Annotated in this window: 17 protein-coding genes; 9 read left to right on the top strand and 8 right to left on the bottom strand. The window is 72.6% G+C overall.

Features of this window, described 5'->3' with window-relative positions; genetic code table 11:
- Positions 1 to 76: 76 nt before the first annotated feature.
- The 7 genes from FHR37_RS17275 to FHR37_RS17245 all read left to right on the top strand — a co-directional run bounded on the left by FHR37_RS17275 (position 77) and on the right by FHR37_RS17245 (position 7623).
- Complete coding sequence (locus FHR37_RS17275; RefSeq protein WP_092880833.1) at positions 77 to 1639, top strand: ABC transporter ATP-binding protein; 1563 nt, start codon at positions 77 to 79, stop codon at positions 1637 to 1639.
- Positions 1636 to 2775 (top strand): ABC transporter permease, encoded by a 1140-nt coding sequence (locus FHR37_RS17270; RefSeq protein WP_092880576.1) that lies wholly within the window; start codon positions 1636 to 1638, stop codon positions 2773 to 2775. The genes FHR37_RS17275 and FHR37_RS17270 overlap by 4 nt, the downstream gene beginning before the upstream one ends.
- A gap of 19 nt (positions 2776 to 2794) precedes the next feature.
- Entirely contained in the window at positions 2795 to 4075 is a 1281-nt protein-coding gene (locus FHR37_RS17265) for an ABC transporter permease (protein ID WP_092880574.1), read from the top strand.
- Positions 4076 to 4140: 65 nt separating this feature from the next.
- Positions 4141 to 4644, top strand: a complete 504-nt coding sequence (locus FHR37_RS17260; protein WP_092880572.1) for a cytidine deaminase — start codon at positions 4141 to 4143, stop codon at positions 4642 to 4644.
- Positions 4641 to 5930, top strand: coding sequence for a thymidine phosphorylase (locus FHR37_RS17255; protein WP_092880570.1), 1290 nt, complete (start codon positions 4641 to 4643; stop codon positions 5928 to 5930). Before FHR37_RS17260 ends, FHR37_RS17255 begins: the two co-directional genes overlap by 4 nt.
- Positions 5931 to 6024: 94 nt before the next feature.
- Entirely contained in the window at positions 6025 to 7137 is a 1113-nt protein-coding gene (locus FHR37_RS17250) for an adenosine deaminase (protein ID WP_092880568.1), read from the top strand.
- A 90-nt stretch (positions 7138 to 7227) separates the two neighbouring features.
- Positions 7228 to 7623, top strand: a complete 396-nt coding sequence (locus FHR37_RS17245) for a hypothetical protein (RefSeq protein ID WP_092880566.1) — start codon at positions 7228 to 7230, stop codon at positions 7621 to 7623.
- A 241-nt stretch (positions 7624 to 7864) separates the two neighbouring features.
- On the opposite strand, the gene FHR37_RS17240 is transcribed toward FHR37_RS17245, so the two are convergent.
- The 5 genes from FHR37_RS17240 to deoC all read right to left on the bottom strand — a co-directional run bounded on the left by FHR37_RS17240 (position 7865) and on the right by deoC (position 12769).
- Positions 7865 to 8050: a PspC domain-containing protein gene (locus tag FHR37_RS17240; protein WP_092880564.1), complete on the bottom strand. Its 186-nt coding sequence runs from the start codon at positions 8048 to 8050 to the stop codon at positions 7865 to 7867.
- Positions 8051 to 8155: 105 nt separating this feature from the next.
- A complete protein-coding gene (locus FHR37_RS17235) occupies positions 8156 to 9403 on the bottom strand; it encodes a hypothetical protein (protein WP_092880562.1) in 1248 nt (415 codons plus the stop codon).
- Between the two features lie 3 nt (positions 9404 to 9406).
- Positions 9407 to 10291 (bottom strand): aldehyde dehydrogenase family protein, encoded by an 885-nt coding sequence (locus FHR37_RS17230; protein WP_092880560.1) that lies wholly within the window; start codon positions 10289 to 10291, stop codon positions 9407 to 9409.
- The gene (locus FHR37_RS17225) at positions 10288 to 11739 is read right to left on the bottom strand and encodes an aldehyde dehydrogenase family protein (protein ID WP_092880558.1); all 1452 of its coding nucleotides are present in this window, start codon (positions 11737 to 11739) and stop codon (positions 10288 to 10290) included. The genes FHR37_RS17230 and FHR37_RS17225 overlap by 4 nt, the downstream gene beginning before the upstream one ends.
- A gap of 19 nt (positions 11740 to 11758) precedes the next feature.
- On the bottom strand, positions 11759 to 12769 hold the full coding sequence (gene deoC, locus FHR37_RS17220) for a deoxyribose-phosphate aldolase (RefSeq protein WP_237768546.1): 1011 nt from the start codon (positions 12767 to 12769) through the stop codon (positions 11759 to 11761).
- Between the two features lie 126 nt (positions 12770 to 12895).
- On the opposite strand from deoC, the gene FHR37_RS17215 reads away from it, so the two are divergent.
- The gene (locus FHR37_RS17215) at positions 12896 to 13546 is read left to right on the top strand and encodes a hypothetical protein (protein WP_139238792.1); all 651 of its coding nucleotides are present in this window, start codon (positions 12896 to 12898) and stop codon (positions 13544 to 13546) included.
- Positions 13547 to 13607: 61 nt separating this feature from the next.
- Here the strand turns inward: FHR37_RS17215 and FHR37_RS17210 are convergent, their stop codons facing one another.
- Both FHR37_RS17210 and FHR37_RS17205 read right to left on the bottom strand, forming a co-directional pair.
- Positions 13608 to 15308: a phospho-sugar mutase gene (locus tag FHR37_RS17210; RefSeq protein WP_092880554.1), complete on the bottom strand. Its 1701-nt coding sequence runs from the start codon at positions 15306 to 15308 to the stop codon at positions 13608 to 13610.
- A gap of 75 nt (positions 15309 to 15383) precedes the next feature.
- Complete coding sequence (locus tag FHR37_RS17205) at positions 15384 to 16373, bottom strand: LysR family transcriptional regulator (RefSeq protein WP_092880552.1); 990 nt, start codon at positions 16371 to 16373, stop codon at positions 15384 to 15386.
- A gap of 200 nt (positions 16374 to 16573) precedes the next feature.
- Here FHR37_RS17205 and FHR37_RS17200 point away from each other — a divergent pair, with 200 nt between their 5' ends.
- A complete protein-coding gene (locus FHR37_RS17200) occupies positions 16574 to 17593 on the top strand; it encodes an aldo/keto reductase (RefSeq protein ID WP_092880550.1) in 1020 nt (339 codons plus the stop codon).
- 48 nt (positions 17594 to 17641) lie between these two features.
- Here the strand turns inward: FHR37_RS17200 and FHR37_RS17195 are convergent, their stop codons facing one another.
- Positions 17642 to 18475 (bottom strand): purine-nucleoside phosphorylase, encoded by an 834-nt coding sequence (locus FHR37_RS17195; protein ID WP_092880548.1) that lies wholly within the window; start codon positions 18473 to 18475, stop codon positions 17642 to 17644.
- Positions 18476 to 18484: the final 9 nt, after the last annotated feature.

The following is an 18484-nucleotide window of genomic DNA, read 5'->3' as shown; positions in this document are numbered from 1 at the left end:
CAGCCGTGGGGGAGGGCCGGTGCACCGCACCGGCCCTCCCGCCGCACGGATGCGCATCTTCAGGCTGGAGCAGTGCATGAAGCTCGAACTCCGCGGGCTCACCAAACGGTTCGGGTCCCTCGTCGCCAACGACCACATCGACCTGACGTTCGAGTCCGGGCGGATCCACTGTCTGCTCGGCGAGAACGGCGCCGGGAAGAGCACGTTGATGAACATGCTCTTCGGGTTGCTGCGTCCCGACGAGGGCCAGGTGCTCGTGGACGACGCCCCGGTGGCGTTCGGCTCACCGGGTGAGGCGATCGCGGCCGGCATCGGGATGGTCCACCAGCACTTCATGCTGGTGCCCGTCTTCACCGTCGCCGAGAACGTCGTCCTGGGCCGCGAACGCACCCGGGGTTTGGGCCTGCTCGACCAGCGGGCGGCCCGCTCCCTGGTGCGCGACCTGTCCGAGCGGTACGGCCTGGCGGTGGACCCCGACGCCCGGGTGGAGGACCTGCCGGTCGGAGTCCAGCAGCGGGTGGAGATCCTCAAGGCGCTGGCCAACGAGGCCAGGGTGCTGATCCTCGACGAACCCACCGCGGTGCTCACCCCGCAGGAGATCGACGAGCTGATCGAGGTGATGCGTGCCCTGCGGGAGAACGGCACCACGGTCGTCTTCATCACCCACAAGCTCAAGGAGGTGCGGGCGATCGCCGACACCATCACGGTGATCCGCCGCGGCGCCGTGGTCGGCACGGTCGACCCGGACGCCTCCGAGGCCGAGCTCGCCGAGCTGATGGTCGGACGCCCGGTGCAACTCCAGGTTGACAAGGTGCCGGCCGCTCCCGCCGAGCCCAAGCTGACGGTGCAGGACCTGAGCGTCGTGGACGGCCAGGGCCTGGTCGCCGTCGACGACGTGTCGTTCGACGTGCGCGGCGGGGAGATCCTCGGCATCGCCGGCGTCCAGGGCAACGGCCAGACCGAGCTCGTCCAGGCACTGGTCGGGCTGGTCGACGTGGCCGCCGGCTCGGTCCGCCTGGGCGGCCGGGAGCTGGTCGGCACGTCACCGCGCCGGCACCTCGCCGCCGGGATCGGTTACATCCCCGAGGACCGCTCCCACGACGGGTTCGTCGGCTCGTTCTCGGTGGCGGAGAACCTCATCCTGGACCTCTTCCGCGGCGCGCCGTTCGCGCGCAGGGGCGCGCTGTCCCAGGCCGCCGTACGCGACAACGCCGACCACCGGGTCGAGGAGTTCGACGTCCGCACCCAGTCGGTGGACACGCCGGTGAGCGCCCTGTCCGGCGGCAACCAGCAGAAGGTCGTCCTGGCCCGGGAGCTGTCCCGCCCGCTGGAGCTGCTGATCGCCGCGCAGCCCACCCGCGGCCTGGACGTGGGGTCGATCGAGTTCGTCCACCGCCGCATCGTGGCCGAACGCGACCAGGGCACGGCGGTGGTGATCGTGTCCACGGAGTTGGAGGAGATCGTGGCGCTCGCGGACCGGATCGCGGTGATGTACCGCGGCAGGCTGGTCGGCATCGTCGGCCCCGACACGCCGTGGGACCAGCTGGGCTGCATGATGGCCGGCGTCCCGGTCGAGGAGGCCGCACAGCTGGCGCAGGCCAACCCGACCGCACTCGGAACGCTGGAGGACGCCTCGTGAGCGCCACCCGTCCGGCCTGGGCGCGCGAGCTCGTGGTGAGCGCCGCCGCGGTCGTGCTCGCCCTGGCGGTCGGCGCGGTGCTGATCATCGTCAGCAACGCCGAGGTCCTGTCCACCTGGACGTACTTCTTCTCCTACCCGCCCGACGCGCTGTCGGCGTCGTGGTCGGCGGTGGCGGACGCCTACGGCGCGTTGTTCTCCGGCGCGTTCGGCGGCTGGAAGCAACTCGCCGAGACGCTGGTGCAGGCGACCCCGTTGATCTGCGGCGGCCTCGGCGTCTCGCTGGCGTTCCGGGCCGGGCTGTTCAACATCGGCGCCCAGGGCCAGCTGATCATCGGCGCGCTCTGCGCCGCCTGGGTCGGCTTCACCCTGCACCTCCCGCCCGGCCTGCACGTGCTCGTCGCGCTCGTCGCCGGCGTGCTCGGCGGCGCGCTGTGGGGCGGCATCGTCGGTGTGCTGAAGGCCCGCACCGGGGCGCACGAGGTGATCCTCACGATCATGCTCAACTACGTCGCCCTCTACCTCCTGCAGTGGCTGCTCACCACGAACGCCTTCCAGCGCCCGGGCCGCAACGACCCGATCAGCCCGGTGGTGGACGGCTCCGCGCAGTTCCCGGCGATTCCGGGCACCCGGCTGCACCTGGGCTTCCTGGTCGCGCTGCTGGCCGCCGGCGCGGTGTGGTGGCTGCTCACCCGGTCGACCACGGGCTTCCAGCTGCGGGCGGTGGGCGCCAACGCTGACGCCGCCCGGACCGCCGGCATGAGCGTCGGTACGGCGTACACGCTGGCGATGCTCGGTGCCGGCGCGCTGGCCGGCCTGGCCGGCGTCCAGCAGGTGCTCGGCACCAACGCACCGCTGACGGACGGGATCGCCGGCACCGTCGGTTTCGACTCGATCACCGTCGCACTGCTGGGCCGGGCGTCGCCGGTCGGCACGGTCGTCGCCGGGCTGGTGTTCGGCGCGCTGAACGCCGGTGGCCTGCAGATGCAGCTGCAGACCCAGACACCGCTCACGCTGACCACCGTGCTGCAGGCAACGATCGTGTTGTTCATCGCCGCGCCGGCACTGGTCCGCGCGGTGTTCCGGATCCGGGGCGAGGGCGCGGGAGCCGTGCTCGCCAAGGGCTGGAACGCGTGAGGGACGAGGAGCCGACCCGATGACCACGACCCTCACCCGGCCGCAGGCGAACGCCGCGATCGAGTCCCCGGAGGAACGCCGCCGGCGGATCCGGACCGGCATCCTCGCGCTGGTGCTCGCCGCGCTCGGCGTACTCCTCGCGGTGTTCACCGCGCCGAAGACCGCGAAGTTCGGCCTGTCCGACCAGTTCGCGGCCGCGCAGCTGCCCGACATCTCCCTGCCCGCGCTGCCGGTGGCACTCGCGCTGGCGGCGTACGCGCTGGTGCTGGCACTGACCCAGCTGTTCCGCGGGGTGCGCGGCCGCTGGGCCAGGCTGTTGTGGGTGGGCTTCGCGCTCGCCCTGGTGGTGACGTTCCTGTGCTGGGCGGCGGCGGGCAAGACGTTCCCGCTCACCAACCAGCTGCAGGGGACGCTCAACCTCGCCACCCCGCTGATCCTCGGCGCGCTCGCCGGCGTGCTGTGCGAGCGCGCGGGCGTCATCAACGTCGCGATCGAGGGGCAGTTCCTCTCCGGGGCGTTCGCCGCCGCGGTGGTGACCTCGGCCACCGGCAGCTTCTGGGCCGGCGCGTTCGCGGCGATCCTCGCCGGGGTGCTGATCGCGGCGATGCTCGCGGTGTTCGCCATCCGCTACCGCGTCAACCAGGTGGTGCTGGGCGTGGTGCTGGTGGTGTTCGCCTCCGGCATCACCGGCTTCCTGTTCGACCAGTTCGTGAAGTCGGACTCCCAGCGCTACAACAACCCCGGCGTGCTGCCGAACGTCCCGATCCCCGTGCTGTCGGCGATCCCGGTGATCGGTCAGACGTTCTTCGCCCAGACCCTGCTGGTGTACGCGATGTACGTCGCGGTGGCGGTCGTCACCGTGGTGTTGTTCAAGACCCGCTGGGGACTGCGGGTCCGGTCGGTGGGTGAGCACCCGCGCGCCGCCGACACGGTGGGCATCAACGTGCTCCGCGTCCGCTACCAGGCGGTGCTGGCCGGCGGGATCGTGGCCGGCCTCGGTGGTGCGTTCTTCACCATCGGCTTCACCGGCAGCTTCGACAAGGACCTCACCGCGGGCCAGGGGTTCATCGCCCTGGCGGCGCTGATCATGGGCCGCTGGAACCCCCTCGGCGCGACGGTGGCGGCGTTGTTCTTCGGCTTCACCCAGCAGCTGCAGGGTCAGCTGCAGATCCTGCAGACACCCATCCCGGGGGAACTGCTGGTGATGGCGCCCTACCTCGCGACGGTGGTCGCGGTGGCCGGTGCGGTCGGCCGGGTGCGGCCCCCGAAGGCGGACGGCGAACCCTACGAGAAGGGCTAGGCCCGGCGGGAGCAGTCCCGGGCCGGGGTGTGCCGGACGGGTGTGCCGGAGGCCCGGCGCCGGGCATGAGTGGGGGACACGAGGACGTGGGTACGAACGTGGACGGTGACGTGAGCGGTGGCGTGAGCGGCGACCAGGTGGACTGGGCCGAGCTGCGGGCGGCGGCCCGGGAGGTGAGGGCCGGGGCGTACGTGCCCTACTCCCACTATCCGGTCGGCGCCGCGGCGCTCGTCGACGACGGCCGGGTGGTGGCCGGCTGCAACGTCGAGAACGCGTCGTACGGCATGACGTTGTGCGCGGAGTGCGGCCTGGTGTCCGCCCTGCACGCCTCCGGCGGCGGCCGGCTGGTCGCCTTCACCTGCTGCGACGGGCAGGGTGCCCTGCTGATGCCCTGTGGCCGGTGCCGCCAGCTGCTGTGGGAGCACGGCGGCCCGCGCTTGCTGGTGGACACCCCGCGCGGTGTGCTGCCGATGACCGAGGTCCTGCCCGACGCGTTCGGGCCGGACCACCTGACCGAGTACCAGAGCGGAACCGAGAGCGGAACCGCCGAAAGCGAGAGCCGCCCGTGACCGAACACTTCGACGCCGTCGACGTCATCCGCGCCAAGCGGGACGGCCACCGGCTCGCGGACGCGCAGATCGACTGGGTGGTGGACGCCTACACCCGCGGCGTGGTCGCCGACGAGCAGATGTCGGCGTTGCTGATGGCGATCCTGCTGCGTGGCATGGAGCCGGCCGAGATCGCCCGCTGGACCCAGGCGATGATCTCCTCCGGCGAGCGGCTGGACTTCGCCGGCGTCGGCCGCCCGACCGCCGACAAGCACTCCACCGGCGGCGTCGGCGACAAGATCACCCTGCCGCTGGCCGCCGTGGTCGCCGCCTGCGGGGTCGCCGTACCCCAGCTGTCCGGGCGCGGGCTCGGCCACACCGGCGGCACCCTGGACAAGCTGGAGTCGATCCCGGGCTGGCGGGCGTCGTTGTCCTACGACGAGATCGTGGCCCAGCTGCGCGACGTCGGCGCGGTGATCTGTGCGCCCACCGACACGCTGGCCCCCGCGGACCGCAAGCTGTACGCCCTGCGCGACGTCACCGGCACCGTCGAGTCGATCCCGCTGATCGCCAGCTCGATCATGAGCAAGAAGATCGCCGAGGGCACCGGCGCGCTCGTCCTGGACGTGAAGGTCGGCACCGGCGCGTTCATGAAAAACGCCGAGGACGCCCGCGAGCTGGCCGCCACGATGGTCGAGCTCGGCCGGTCCGCCGGGGTGCGGACCGTCGCGCTGCTCACCGACATGACCACCCCGCTCGGGCTGACCGCCGGGAACGCGCTGGAGGTACGCGAGTCGGTGGAGGTGCTGGCCGGCGGCGGGCCGCGCGACGTGGTGGAGCTCACCGTGGCGCTGGCCCGGGAGATGCTCACCGCCGCCGGCGCGGCCGGTGGTCCCGACCCGAGCGACGTCCTCAAGGACGGTACGGCGATGGACGTGTGGCGTTCGATGATCCGTGCGCAGGGCGGCGACCCGGACGCGGCCCTGCCGTGGGCCGCGCACACCCTCGACGTACCCGCGCCCGCGGACGGTGTGCTCGTACGACTGGACGCCTACCAGGTCGGGCTGGCCGCGTGGCGGCTCGGCGCCGGGCGGTCCCGCAAGGAGGACCCGGTCTCGGCCGGTGCCGGGGTCGTGCTGCACGCCAAGCCGGGTGCGCTGGTCCGCGCCGGGCAGCCGCTGCTCACCCTGCACGCCGACGACCCGGCGAAGTTCGCCCGGGCGCAGGAGGCCCTGGAGGGTGCGGTGGAGATCGCGCCGAGGGGTGCCCGCACCGGCCACCAGCTGATCCTCGGCCGGATCGACTGAACGGCCACCCGAGTCGCGCCGAGCAACCCGAGTCGCCCCGAGTCGCACCGAGTCGCACCGACCAACCCGAGCCGCCCGAGGAGACCATCCGACGATGAAGATCACTCCCGAGGAGATCGTCCGCGCACCGAAGGTGCTGCTGCACGACCATCTGGACGGAGGGCTGCGTCCGGCGACGGTGGCCGAGCTCGCCCGGGAGATCGGCCACCAGCTTCCGGCCGCGCCCGAGCGGCTCGGCGAGTGGTTCCGCGAGTCGGCCGACTCGGGTTCGCTGGAGCGCTACCTGGAGACCTTCGCCCACACCGTCGCCGTGATGCAGACCGCCGAGTCGCTGACCAGGGTGGCCACCGAGTGCGTGGAGGACCTCGCCGCCGACGGCATCGTGTACGCCGAGGTGCGCTACGCGCCGGAGCTGCACCTGTCCGGTGACCTCGACCTGGACGCCGTGGTGCGCGCGGTCGGGGCGGGCTTCGCCGAGGGGGAGCGGCGGGCGGCGCAGGCGGGCCGGCACATCGTCGTACGCCAGATCGTCACCGCGATGCGGCACGCCGCCCGGTCGATGGAGATCGCCGAACTCGCGGTCCGCTACCGCGACCAGGGCGTCGTCGGCTTCGACATCGCTGGCGCCGAGGCCGGCTACCCGCCCACCCGGCACCTGGACGCGTTCGAGTACCTCCAGCGGGAGAACGCGCACTTCACCATCCACGCCGGCGAGGGTTTCGGGCTGCCGTCGATCTGGCAGGCGATCCAGTGGTGCGGTGCGGACCGGCTGGGGCACGGCGTACGCATCGTCGACGACATCACCCACACCGCGGACGGCGACGTCCGGCTGGGCCGGCTCGCGGCGTACGTCCGGGACAAGCGCATCCCGCTGGAGATGTGCCCCTCGTCGAACGTGCAGACCGGTGCGGCGCCGTCGCTGGCCGAGCACCCGGCCGGGCTGCTGACCCGGTTGCGGTTCCGCGTCACGATCAACACCGACAACCGGCTGATGAGCGGTACGTCACTGTCGCGGGAGTTCGCCGGACTCGCCGACGCGTTCGGGTACGAGCTGGCGGATTTGCAGTGGTTCACCCTCAACGCCATGAAGAGCGCGTTCCTGCCGTTCGACCAGCGACTGGCCCTGATCAACAACGTGATCAAGCCTGGGTACGCCGCGCTCGGCGCGGAGCGGGCCTTTGCCCAGATGCACCAGGGGACCTTCTGACCTCGCCTCCACCTGTGCGTCCCGGGAAGGTTGGAGCATCCTGTGGGGGCACACCCAAGGCACGGGCCGGGCCTGCGAGGAGGTCGTGCCGTGGCCGACGAGCGAGGGCAGTCAGCGCTGGGCCCCGTGCTGCGCCGCTGGCGGGAGGCCCTCGAACGCTGGTGGAAGGGCGCGGACGGCCGCCGGGACCCGCTGGAGCGCTGGTGGGACACGGTGGACTCGGGCCAGCTGCCGGCCGGGCCGCCGATCGAACGCCTCGCCGCCGACCTGCGCCGGCTGGCGGGGGAGAGCGTCCGGCTGCACGCCGACCGCCGGGTCTCCGCGCGGGCGTTCCACCTGCACGTCACCGAACTCGCCTACGACGAGACGCTGCTGCTCGCCTGCGGCGCACTCGGGGTGGAGACCGGAGCCGCGACCGCGCCGCTGGGCAGCACCAGGCGGCTCGAGCTGGAGGTCGAACTCGCCCGCCGCGGCCTCCAGTGGTGAGTCACCCGGCTCGCGGACTCTGTGGCAGAAGCGTGAAGCCCAACGGTGGGCAGAACCACCGTCCGTCTCCACACTTCACCAGGACAAGCTGTTCCGATGGGGAAGCGTGAAGCTCCGTGGTGGTCATGACCACCTGGACCTTTCACGCTTCACTGCTCGCCGCCCGCCCGACAGGTGAGCACCCCGGTCTGTCGGCGAAGTGGTGCTCAGATGGGGCGGGGCCGATTCTTCCGCGGAAGAATCAGGCGTCGGCATTGGGGAGCAGGATCCACAGCGCGACGTAGGCGAGGATCTGCGGCCCCGGAAGGGCGCAGGACAGCACGAACAGCACCCGCACGACTCCGCGGGACAGTCCGAAGCGCTGCGCCAGGGCCGCGCAGACCCCGGCGATCATCCGACCCTGACGTGGGCGTTCCGGTGCTCCCATGAGCCGTCCTCCCGGTGGTGATCGGTTCGCGTGCCCGGCCATTGTGCGCGAAGCCCGCACCGATCGCACGTCGGTACGGGCTCCACTTCCATCAGGTGGGCGGCGTCAGGACCGCTGGTCCAGACGCGCGGTCAGGACGGGTACGACAGCCCGCCAGCCGGCCGCGGCCGGCTCGGTGTCGACGGTGGCCAACGCCTGCGCGGCGCCGGACCGGTCCTGGGCCAGGTCGAGCGCGCAGGACACCATGAACGCGCCGGCGGGGGAGGTCGGCCCGAGGAGTTCGGTGACGTCGCCCCAGCCGCCCCACGCGGCCAGCCGCAGCACCTCCGACCACGCGCTGACCAGCCGGTCGGCGGCGTCGGCGTCCATCTGCGGGCTCACCGAGTCGGCGAGCTCGACCAGGTCGAAGATGTTGTCGTCGTGCGGGGTGAAGCTCACGTCGTCGCGGGCCGCGACAGTGACGAGGTCGAGGCCGCTCACCTCACCGGCCGACCCCTGCGCGACGTCCGCCTGCATCCGGTCGACGTCGGTCCACACCGCCAGCCGGGCGCCGTCGGGTGAGGGCGTACCGAGGTAGTCGGGGTGGCCGCCGGTCAGCGCGGTGCCGCGCAGCGCGTAGAAGCCCTCGTCGGCGAGCCCGAACCACAGCGTCAGCGCCGGTGCGGCGTCCTCCAGCGGAACCGGCCCGTCGGAGGGGGCCGTGCCGTTCACCGCACCGCGTGCGCCGGCCAGCGTCGCGCCCGGCCCGCCGGTCCCCGCCGCCCCACGACCGGCCGGACCCTCGGGAAGCTTCGGTGTGGTCACCCGGCGGGACACCTCCGAGACGCACTCCGACCAGTTCGCGTCCAGCAGCTCGACGACGTGGTGGCGGTGGTGCGCGGCCCGGAACACCGAGAGGACCTCGTCACCGGAGGCCAGCTTGGAGATGTCCTCGTCGTCGTGCAGCGCCTGGGAGGCCTCGGTCTCGACGTCCATGTAGTCGAGCAGGTCGAGCATCAGCGCCAGCGTCGATCCCAGCCCGGCCTGCTCGTCGGCGCTGAGCTCGCCGTCGGCGATCTCCGGCAGCCGGGTCAGGTCGTAGACGCACAGCCGCCGGCTGTATTCCTCGGTGGTCCAGATCCGCAGCCCCTTGAAGTGGCTGCTCGGCGTCAGGTCGTTGGCCGCGCCGGAGTCGACGAACTCCACCAGGTCGTCCAGGCTGGTGAAGCCGTAGAGCTGCTTGTTGGCGCCGAGGAACCCCGCGGAGCCGTCGTCGGCGGTGTACCAGCCGGGCTGGTAGAGCGTGTAGCGCTTGCCGATGCCGAGCGTGAGTTCGAGGGGCACGAGCGGGTCGGCAACGAATTCTGTGGTCATTCCTCAGATCCCCATCGGGTGCCAGACGGTCTTGGTCTCCAGGAACGCCGTCATCCGGTCGATGCCGGGCGCGGCGGTCCAGTCCTGGGTGTGGTCGGTTACGCGGACCAGGCGCTTGAGGTTGTCGGCGGCGGCGCGTTCGAGTTCGGTGGCGAGCTCGCGATCCTCGGTGCCGGTGAGATCGAGGGCGTTGACGTCCGAGTGCGCGGCCAGCCACGGCGCCACCTCGGGCACCTTGCCGGTGAGGAGGTTGACCACGCCGCCGGGCAGGTCGCTGGTGGCCAGCACCTCGGTCAGGGTGACCGCCGGCAGCGGGCGGTCGGCGCTGGCGAGGACCACGCAGGTGTTGCCGGTGGTGATGACCGGAGCGAGGACGCTCACCAGTCCGAGCAGGCTGGACTGCTGGGGAGCGAGCACGGCGACGACGCCGGTCGGCTCGGGCATGGAAAAGTCGAAGTAGGGGCCGGCGACCGGGTTGGTGGAGCCGAGCACCTGGCCCACCTTGTCCGCCCACCCGGCGTACCACACCCAGCGGTCGATGCTCTCGTCCACGGCGGCCTCGGCCTCGGCCCGGCGCAGTCCCTCGCCGGCGGCCACCTCGTCCACGAACTGTGCCCGGCGGCCCTCCATCACCTCCGCCACGCGGTAAAGGATCTGGCCGCGGTTGTACGCCGTGCGCGCCGACCAGCCGCCGAACGCCTTCCGCGCGGCGACCACCGCGTCGCGGGCGTCCTTGCGGGACGCGAGCGCGGCGTTGGCGAGGAACTGTCCCTTGGCGTCGTGCACGACGTAGCTCCGCCCGGACTCGCTGCGCGGGAAGGCCCCGCCGACGTACAGCTTGTAGGTCTTGCGAACGGCGAGGCGTTCGGTCGGTCGCGTGCTGCTCATGCCGCCGCCCCCTTCAGGTAGGCGGCCAGGCCGTGCCGGCCGCCCTCGCGGCCGTGGCCGGACTCCTTGTAGCCGCCGAACGGCGAGGTCGGGTCGAACTTGTTGAAGGTGTTGGCCCACACCACCCCGGCGCGCAGCCGGTCGGCCATCCACAGGATGCGCGAGCCCTTCTCCGTCCACACCCCGGCGGACAGGCCGTACGGGGTGTTGTTGGCCTTCTCGACCGCCTCGGCGGGGGTGCGGAAGGTGAGGATCGACAGCACCGGCCCGAAGATCTCCTCCCGGGCGATGCGGTGGGCCTGGGTGACGCCGGTGAAGATCGTGGGCGCGAACCAGAAGCCCCGGTCGGGCAGCTCGCACGGCGCCGACCAGCGTTCGGCGCCCTCGGCCTCGCCCACCTCGCTGAGGGTGGCGATCCGGCGCAGCTGCTCGGCGGAGTTGATCGCGCCGACGTCGGTGTTCTTGTCCAGCGGGTCGCCGACCCGCAGGGTGGCCATCCGGCGCTTGAGCCGGTCGAGCACCTCGTCGTAGACGTTCTCCTGCACCAGCAGCCGCGAGCCCGCGCAGCAGACGTGGCCCTGGTTGAAGAAGATGCCGTTGACGATGCCCTCGACGGCCTGGTCGAGCGGCGCGTCGTCGAACACCACGTTGGCGGCCTTGCCGCCGAGCTCGAGGGTGACCTTCTTGGGGGTGCCGGCGACCGAGCGGGCGATCGCCTTGCCCACCTCGGTGGAGCCGGTGAACGCCACCTTGTCCACGCCGTCGTGCTCCACGATCGCCTGCCCGGTCGCGCCCGCGCCGGTGACGATGTTGACCACACCCGGCGGCAGGTCGGCCTGCTGGCAGATCTCGGCGAACTGCAGCGCGGTCAGCGGCGTCGTCTCGGCCGGCTTGAGGACGACGGTGTTGCCGCAGGCCAGCGCGGGGGCGATCTTCCACGCCAGCATCAGCAGCGGGAAGTTCCACGGGATGATCTGACCGGCGACGCCGACCGGCCGGGGATCGGCGCCGAAACCGGCGTGCTCCAGCTTGTCGGCCCAGCCGGCGTAGTAGAAGAAGTGCGCGGCCACCTGCGGGATGTCGACGTCGCGCGACTCCCGGATGGGCTTGCCGTTGTCCAGCGACTCCAGCACGGCGAGCTCGCGGGCGCGTTCCTGGATCAGCCGGGCGATCCGGAACAAAAACTTCCCGCGATCCCGGCCGGACATCGGGCCCCACACCGAGTCGTAGGCGGTACGGGCGGCGCGGACCGCGCGGTCGACGTCCTCCACCCCTGCCTCGGTGACCTCGGCCAGCACCTCCTCCGTCGCCGGGCTGACAGTCTTGAACATCCGCCCGTCGACGGTGGGCACGAACTCGCCGCCGACGAACAGGCCGTACGACGACCTGAGGTCGACGACGGACCGCGACTCCGGCGCCGGGGCGTACTCGAACTTGCCTGCGGACAACGGCTCTCCCTGCTTCCTGCTAGTCCAGCGTGAAGTAGTCGGGTCCGGCGTAGTGGCCGGTACGCAGCTTCGACCGCTGCATGAGCAGGTCGTTGAGCAGGCTGGAGGCGCCCAGCCGGAACCAGTCGGGGTCGAGCCAGTCCTCACCGGCGGTCTCGTTGACGAGCACGAGGTAGCGGATCGCGTCCTTGCTGGTGCGGATGCCGCCGGCCGGCTTCACCCCGACCTTACGGCCGGTCGCGGCCCGGAAGTCGCGGACCGCCTCCAGCATCACCAGCGTCACCGGCAGGGTGGCGGCCGGGCTGACCTTTCCGGTGCTGGTCTTGATGAAGTCGCCGCCGGCGAGCATGGCCAGCCAGGACGCCCGCCGGACGTTGTCGTACGTCGCGAGCTCGCCGGTCTCCAGGATCACCTTGAGGTGGGCGGATCCGCAGGCCTGTCTGACGGCGACGATCTCCTCGAACACCTCGGCGTACCGGCCGGAGAGGAACGCGCCGCGGTCGATCACCATGTCCACCTCGTCGGCGCCGGCGGCCACCGCGTCGGCGGTGTCGCGCAGCTTGACCTCGAGGCTGGAACGCCCGGACGGGAACGCCGTGGCCACGCTCGCCACCTTGACCGAACCGCCCGTCAACGCGTCCTTGGCGACCGGCACCATGTCGGGGTAGACGCAGATCGCGGCCACCGCCGGGCACTCCGGGTCGGCCGGGTCGGGCCGGCGGGCCTTGGCGCACAGGGCGCGCACCTTGCCCGGGGTGTCCTGGCCTTCCAGGGTGGTGAGGTCGATCATGGTGACGGCGAGGTCGAGGGCCCAGGCCTTCGCGGTGGTCTTGATCGACCGGGTGGCCAGGGTGGCCGCGCGGGCCTCCGCGCCCACCTGGTCGACGCCGGGCAGGCCGGCGAGGAACCGGCGCAGGCTGGCGTCGGAGGCGGTGATCTCGGCGACCTGGCCGGGCGGGATCGCGGCACCCGCCGAGCCCGACCCGTTGGTCGTGGCCGGGGGCTTCGCGGAGGCTGCCGTGGTCGTCACCGGGCCAGTGTAGGGCGTGCCCTCCGGCGTACGCCGGACGCGACTGAGGGCGTACGCGGGAGGCTGCTACCGCCGTCGGGCCGGAGCAGGCAGAATCACAGGTTCACGACGTCTGGAGGATCACCGGTGGCCGGGTTGACGCGCAGGGAAACCGATGGGTCGCGCACAGTGATCGAACGCTTCGCCCCGATCGGGGGGAGGGTGCTCGGCTACGTCACGCTGGCGATCGGCGTGCTGATCCTGGTCGACATCGTGGTGGAGTGGCGCACGCTGTCCGGGCTGAGCACCGCCGGCATCGTGGTCGCGGTCTGCGCGCTGGTCTGGCTCAGCCTGTGCCGGCCGGCGGTGGTCGCGTTCGAGCGCGAACTGGTGCTGCGCAACATCCTCAGCGACATCCGGATCCCCTGGCACCTGGTCGAGTCGGTCCAGGTCGCGCCGGTGCTCACCCTCCCGGTCGGTGACCGCACCTATCGCTCGTCGGCGGTCGGGGTGACCGGGGCGGACCGGCGGGCGATGCGCAAGTCCAGGCGCAACGCGGTGGAGGCCGCGATGTCCGGACGCCCGACGGGCGGTGAGACCCCCGGCCAGCCGGACGCCGCGAACCTGTCCGGACTGTCGCCGGCCAACTACGCCGTCCGCCGGCTGGAGATGCTGGCGAACAAGTACGCCGATGCGTCCCGGGGCTCGACCGAGGTCGTACGCCAGTGGCGGTGGCCGGAGTTCGCGGTGGTCGGCGCGGGCGTCGTCCTCGCCGTGGTCGCCAAGCTGGCGAGCTGACCCGCCCACCGCTTCTGCGGGCCGCGCCAGTTCACCGGGCCGCGTCAGCCGCCAGGTGGCGTCAGGCGACCAGGGTGGCGAGGTCGGCGAGCAGCGCCCGCATCCCGGCGTCGGCGTCGGCCCGGGCACGCGCCAGGTCGGCGCCCGGCTCGGCGACGACGACCTCGAGGTAGCACTTCAGCTTCGGCTCGGTCCCGCTCGGCCGGATCACCACCCGCGCGCCGCCGGCCAGGACGTACCTCACGCCGGGTGTCCCGGGCAGGCTGTCGGCCCCGGGCTCGGACAGGTCGTCCACCCGCTCGACGGGGCGGCCGCCGAGCACCTCCGGTGGGTGGGTGTGCAGCCGGTGCAGCGTCGCGTCGATCTGGCTCAGGTCGCTCACCCGGACCGAGTGCTGGGCGGTGACGTGCAGGCCGTACTCACGGGCGATGTCGTCCAGCAGGTCCAGGAGAGTACGCCCGGCCTGCTTCTGCGCGGCGACGAGTTCGGCGACGCGCAGCAGCGCGGTGATGCCGTCCTTGTCGGCCACCGCCGCCGGGTCGACGCAGTAGCCGAGCGCCTCCTCGTAGCCGAACGCGAGCCCGGGCACCCGGCCGATCCACTTGAAACCTGTGAGCGTCTCCGCGTACGGCTCGCCCCGGCGGGCGGCGACCACCCCCAGCAGCGACGAGGAGACGATCGTGGTCGCCAGCGTGCCCCGGGCACCGGAGTCGAGCAGGTGGACGGCGAGCAGGGCGCCCACCTCGTCGCCGGTGAGCATGCGGACGCCGTCCGCGGTGGGTACGCCGACCGCGCACCGGTCGGCGTCGGGGTCGTTGGCGAGCACCACGTCGGCGCCGGTCCGCCCGGCCAGTTCGAACGCGAGGTCCATCGCGCCCGGCTCCTCGGGGTTGGGGAACGCCACGGTCGGGAACGCCGGGTCCGGCTCGGCCTGCGCGGCGACGACCTCCGGCTCGGCGAAGCCGGCCCGGTCCAGGGCCGCGCGCACCACCGCGCCGCCGACGCCGTGCAGCGGCGTGTACGCGATCGAGACGTCGCGCGGGCCCGGGCCCAGCAGGCCGGCCGCCCGGTCGAGGTAGGCCTCGAGAATCTCCGGGCCGAGCGTCTCCCAGTTCTGCTCGCGCGGGACGTCGGCCAACGGGCCGACCGACGCGATGGCGGCGGCGATCTCGATGTCGGCGGGCGGGACGATCTGCGAGCCGTCACCGAGGTAGACCTTGTAGCCGTTGTCCTGCGGCGGGTTGTGGGACGCGGTGACCATCACCCCGGCCACGCAGCCCAGCTGCCTGATCGCGAACGCCAGCACCGGGGTGGGCAGGGGCTCGGGCAGGACCAGGGGACGCAACCCGGCACCGGCGAGGACGGCCGCGGTGTCGGCGGCGAAGATGTCGGAATTACGGCGGGCGTCGTACCCGATCACCACCGCGCCGTCGGTCGCGCCCTCGGTTCGGAGGTACGCCGCGAGCCCGGCGGCGGCCCGGATCACCACCGCGCGGTTCATCCGGTTGGGCCCGGCGCCCAGCGCACCACGCAGCCCGGCGGTGCCGAACGTCAGCGGCCCGGCGAACCGGTCGGCCAGCTCGGCGAGCGCCGAGAACCGGCTCCCGTCGTCCCCGTCACCGGCTCCGTCCCTGGCCCCGTCCCCGGCGTCGGCGGCCGCGATCAGCTCCGACAGCTCGGCGCGGGTCTGCGGGTCGGGATCCTCCGCCAGCCAGGCACGGGCCTGTTCGAGCAGGTCGGGACGGGTTTCGGTGGTGGGCACACATCCTCCTCGCGCCCGGCGACGCAAGGGGTGGGCCGCCGGAGCGCCCAAGCTATCCGATGGGTTCGCCGGTGGTTACGCCGTGCGGGCCGCCACGTCGGCACCGGATTCGCCGAGCTGCCCGGGACGGCCGGGCCCGCCGAGCTGCCCGGGCCCGCCGGAACGCGCTCCGGTCCCGCCCTGGGCCGGCCAGCGCAGGCTCGGGTCGCGCAGCAGCGCCTGCGCGGCGGCGCTGCACCGGCGGCCGGCGGCCACCGCGACCGCGGTCTGCCAGATCGGCACCGGCGCCTGCAGCGGGACGAACCGGGCCCGGGTCTGCTTGCCGGTGAAGCTGTGCGGGACCAGGGCGATACCGAGGCCGGCGCCCACGAAGTCCAGCAGCGAGTGGACGTCGTTGACCTCCAGCGCCACCCGGCGCTCGATCCGGGCGCCGGTCAGGGCATGGTCGGTGACGTCGCGGGTGATCCAGCCGGAGTGGAAGTCGACGAACGACTCGTCCTTGAGATCGGCGAGGGAGGCCTGCTCCCGCGCGGCGAGGCGGTGACCGGGTCCGCAGGCGAGCACCATCGGTTCGCTGGACAGGGGAGTGAGCACCACGCCGGCCGACTCGCCCGCGGGCGGCACGGACACGATCGCGACGTCCATGTCACCGGCGCGTACCTGCGCCAGCAACTCGTGGCTGCCGCCCTGGCGCAGCCGGATCTCCACGCCGGGATGCTCCTGGTGGAAACGTGCCAGCAGGTCGGGAACGCTCAGCGCGCCGAGGCACTGCAGCGTCCCGACGACGAGCCGGCCGCTCAGCAGTCCCTGGACGGCGGCCACCGCCTCCCGCGCGGCGGCCAGGTCGTTGAGGGTGTGCCGGGCCTCGACCAGCAGGGCCCGCCCGGCGTCGGTGAGGTCGACGTTGCGGGTGCTGCGGATGAACAGCTCGGCACCCAGCTCGCGTTCGAGCGTACGGATGGAGGCCGACAGACCGGACTGCGCGACGTGCAGGCGCTGGGCGGCGCGGGTGAAGTGGCGCTCCTCGGCGACCGTCACGAAGTACTCCAGCTGACGGATCTCCATACACACCTGCCCGGGGGGTCGAGGGGGACGTTCACGGTACGTGGGCGCAGAACCCTCGTCGGCGGTCCCGGCGGCTACCCCGTCGGCGACTCAGCGGCGACTCATCGTCACGACTGATCGACGAGATCGGTTTCTGCTGTTGGACAGCTTAATCGCTGCTCGGCATGGTGGGTGGTGCAGCGATCTGAGGAGGTCCCACCATGGAATACCGCACGCTCGGCAAGACCGGCACGCTCGTCTCCACCCTGTGCCTCGGCACGATGACGTTCGGCAGCGAGAGCGAGGAGTCCGTCTCGCACGCCCAGCTCGACCGGTTCGTCGAGGTCGGCGGCACGCTCGTCGACACCGCCAACGTCTACTCCGGCGGTGTCTCGGAGGAGATCATCGGGCGCTGGCTGGCCGCCCGGCCCGGTGCCAGGGAGCAGATCGTGCTCGCCACCAAGGGCCGCTTCAGCCGCGGCGGCAGTGGCAACGAGCTCGGGCTGTCCAGGCTCAGCCTCACCCGTGCGCTGGACGCGAGCCTGCGCAGGCTGGGAGTGGAGACGATCGACCTCTACCAGGCGCACGCGTGGGACCCGCTGACGCCGATCGAGGAGGCGCTGCGGTTCTTCGACGACGCCGTACGCGCCGGCAAGATCCACTACGTCGGGGTGTCCAACTTCCTCGGCTGGCAGCTGCAGAAGGCGTCCCTGCTCACCCAGGTCAACGGCCTCGCGCCGATCGTCACGCTGCAGCCGCAGTACAACCTCCTGCAGCGCAGCATCGAGCTGGAGCTGACCGACGTCTGCCGCAACGAGGGCATCGGGATCCTGCCGTGGTCGCCGCTGGCCGGCGGCTGGCTCACCGGCAAGTACCAGCGCGACTCCACCCCGAGCGGCGCCACCCGGCTTGGCGAGGACCCCGACCGCGGCATGGAGGCGTACGCCAAGCGCAACGCCGAGGAACGCACCTGGCGGGTGATCGACGCCGTACGCAAGGTCGCCGACGGCCGCGGCGTCTCGATGGCACAGGTCGCGCTGGCCTGGCTGGCGGACCGCCCGGCGGTGACTTCGGTCATCCTCGGCGCCCGGACGGTCGAGCAGCTCGACGACAACCTCGGCGCGGCCGGCCTGCACCTGTCGGAGGAGGAGACCGCGCTGCTCACCGAGGCCAGCGAGCCGATCGTGGACGACTACCCGTACGGCGTGGCGGGTGCCAACCAGCGCGACCGGAAGGCCTGAGCCCCCCGGGGCGGCCTTCCGGCCGGCCTCCCCCGGTCGGCTCGGAAGCTACTCGGCCTGGAGCCGGCTGAGGACGGAGGCGAGCAGGCCGCCCATCCGGGTGGCCGCCGCCCGTCCCGCCGCCAGCACCTCGGCGTGGTCGAGCGGAGCACCGGTCATCCCCGCCGCCAGGTTGGTGACGAGGGACAGGCCGAGCACCTCGGCGCCGGCCTCGCGGGCCGCGATCGCCTCCAGGGTGGTCGACATCCCGACGAGGTCGGCGCCGATCGTGCGCAGGTAGCGGATCTCGGCCGGCGTCTCGTAGTGCGGGCCGGGCAACTGGGCGTACACACCCTCGTCCAGCGTGGGCTCGACCTCCCGGCACAGCGCCCGCAGCCGGGCGGAGTACAGATCGGTGAGGTCGACGAAGTTCGCGCCCGTCAACGGCGACTTGCCGGTGAGGTTCAGGTGGTCGCCGATCAGGACGGGCGTGCCGGGGATCCACTCCGGCCGCAGGCCGCCGCAGCCGTTGGTGAGGACAACGGTCCGGCACCCGGCGGCCGCCGCGGTCCGCACCCCGTGGACGACCGCGTCCACGCCGTGCCCCTCGTACAGGTGCGTACGTCCGAGGAACACCAGGGCCCGCAGGTCACCGTCACCGATCCGCACGCTGCGCAGCGTCCCCCCGTGGCCCTCCACGGTGGGCGGCGCGAACCCGGGCAGGTCGGTGAAGGCGATCTCGCTCGCGGTCTCGCCGATCAGGTCGACCGCGGGGCGCCACCCCGAGCCCAGCACGACGGCCACGTCGTGGCGCGGAGCGTCGGTCACCTCGGCCAGCCGGGCCGCGGCGTCGCGGGCGGCGGCGTAGGGGCCGGCGTGCGGGTCGGGGAGTACGTCGTTCACGAGAGGCGA

It is taken from the genome of Actinopolymorpha cephalotaxi (genome assembly GCF_013408535.1).
Classification (GTDB): Bacteria; Actinomycetota; Actinomycetes; order Propionibacteriales; family Actinopolymorphaceae; genus Actinopolymorpha; species Actinopolymorpha cephalotaxi.
This window is presented reverse-complemented; position numbering and strand designations above follow the sequence as displayed.